A 2417-nucleotide genomic window follows, 5' to 3' on the forward strand; every position below is an offset into this window, starting at 1 on the left:
GCTTTAGTTAGTAGTGGTAGACGCGAAACCGTGTGATCTACCCATGGGCAGGTTGAAGCTGTAGTAACATACAGTGGAGGACCGAACCGGTTGACGTTGAAAAGTCTTCGGATGACCTGTGGGTAGGGGTGAAAGGCCAATCAAACTCGGAAATAGCTCGTACTCCCCGAAATGCATTTAGGTGCAGCGTTGATTTATAGTTTTATAGAGGTAGAGCTACTGATTGGATGCGGGGGCTTCACCGCCTACCAATTCCTGACAAACTCCGAATGCTATATAATGATAATCAGCAGTGAGGGCATGGGTGCTAAGGTCCATGTCCGAGAGGGAAAGAACCCAGACCATCAGCTAAGGTCCCCAAATATATGTTAAGTTGAAAAAACGAGGTTGAACTGCTTAGACAGCTAGGATGTTGGCTTGGAAGCAGCCATTCATTTAAAGAGTGCGTAACAGCTCACTAGTCGAGCGGTTCGGCATGGATAATAATCGGGCATAAACATATTACCGAAGCTATGGACTTGTAAAAGTGGTAGGGGAGCATTGTAGTGTCGTCGAAGGTGAGTCGTGAGGCTTGCTGGAGAAGCTACAAAAGAAAATGTAGGCATAAGTAACGATAATGCGGGCGAGAAACCCGCACTCCGAAAGACTAAGGTTTCCTCAGCTATGCTAATCAGCTGAGGGTTAGTCGGGACCTAACGCGAACCCGAAAGGGGTAGTGGATGGACAACAGGTTAATATTCCTGTACCTGCTCACACTAAAAGTGACGGAGGCGAAAAGTTGGTGCGTACTGACGGAATAGTACGTTGAAGGAAGTGGTAACACTCCAATAGTACACTAAAGCTACGGCTGCGGTGATAATCCAGCAAATCGACTTCCAAGAAAAGCGAGTGAAGCAGCCCGTACCCTAAACCGACACAGGTAGTTGGGATGAGAATTCTAAGGAGCTCGAGAGATTCATGGTTAAGGAACTAGGCAAAATAGACGCGTAACTTCGGGAGAAGCGTCGCCCATCTTCGGATGGGCCGCAGTGAAAGAGTCCAGGCGACTGTTTATCAAAAACACAGGGCTATGCTAAATCGAAAGATGACGTATATGGCCTGACACCTGCCCGGTGCTGGAAGGTTAAGTGGAGGGTTTAGCTTCGGCGAAGATCTGAAATGAAGCCCCAGTAAACGGCGGCCGTAACTATAACGGTCCTAAGGTAGCGAAATTCCTTGTCGGGTAAGTTCCGACCTGCACGAATGGTGCAACGATCTGGACACTGTCTCAACCATGAGCTCGGTGAAATTGTAGTATCGGTGAAGATGCCGATTACCCGCTGTGGGACGAAAAGACCCCGTGCACCTTTACTATAGCTTAGTATTGGTTTTGGATAAGTAATGTGTAGGATAGGTGGGAGACTTTGAAGCGGCGTCGCTAGGCGTTGTGGAGTCATTGTTGAAATACCACCCTTTGCTTATCTAGAGTCTAACCCTTCACAAAAGGGGACAGTGCTTGGTGGGTAGTTTGACTGGGGTGGTCGCCTCCAAAAGAGTAACGGAGGCTTCTAAAGGTTCCCTCAGTACGGTTGGTAATCGTACGTAGAGTGCAATGGCATAAGGGAGCTTGACTGAGAGACATACAGGTCGATCAGGTACGAAAGTAGAGCATAGTGATCCGGTGGTTCCGCATGGAAGGGCCATCGCTCAAAGGATAAAAGGTACGCCGGGGATAACAGGCTGATCTCCCCCAAGAGCTCATATCGACGGGGGGGTTTGGCACCTCGATGTCGGCTCGTCACATCCTGGGGCTGGAGAAGGTCCCAAGGGTTGGGCTGTTCGCCCATTAAAGTGGCACGCGAGCTGGGTTCAGAACGTCGTGAGACAGTTCGGTCTCTATCTACAGTGGGCGTTAGAAATTTGAGTGGATCTGACTCTAGTACGAGAGGACCGAGTTGGACAAACCTCTGGTGTATCTGTTGTTCCGCCAGGAGCATTGCAGAGTAGCTACGTTTGGAAGGGATAAGCGCTGAAAGCATATAAGCGCGAAACCCACCACAAGATGAGATTTCTTTAAAGGGTCGTGGGAGATGACCACGTTGATAGGCTATAGGTGTAAAGGCAGTAATGTCATAGCCGAGTAGTACTAATAACCCATAGGCTTATTGTACGCCTGTTTTTTTATAATCAGTTTACAACACATTCATGTAATTTTTTCAATATGTTAAGATATCTGTTCCGAATTGTTCGGAACGCTGAAAGTAATACCTTAAAACCGTATTACTCCAGCTATAACTTAAGGTGGTTATAGCGACGGGGCTCACCTCTTACCATTCCGAACAGAGTAGTTAAGCCCGTTAGCGCCGATGGTACTGCATCTCGTGGGAGAGTAGGTCGCCGCCTTTTTTAAGAATCCCGATTCAATACTTGAATCGGGA

At 48.1% G+C, this 2417-nt stretch carries 2 rRNA genes (1 of these 2 only partly in view); both read left to right on the plus strand.

The window, feature by feature from the left end:
* A 23S ribosomal RNA gene (locus BM239_RS14650) occupies positions 1 to 2149 on the plus strand; it begins 672 nt to the left of the window's first position.
* A 127-nt stretch (positions 2150 to 2276) separates the two neighbouring features.
* A 5S ribosomal RNA gene (gene rrf, locus BM239_RS14655) occupies positions 2277 to 2385 on the plus strand.
* The last annotated feature ends 32 nt before the right edge of the window (positions 2386 to 2417 follow it).

The organism is Algorimicrobium echini (assembly GCF_900115185.1).
Taxonomy (GTDB): domain Bacteria; phylum Bacteroidota; class Bacteroidia; order Flavobacteriales; family Flavobacteriaceae; genus Algorimicrobium; species Algorimicrobium echini.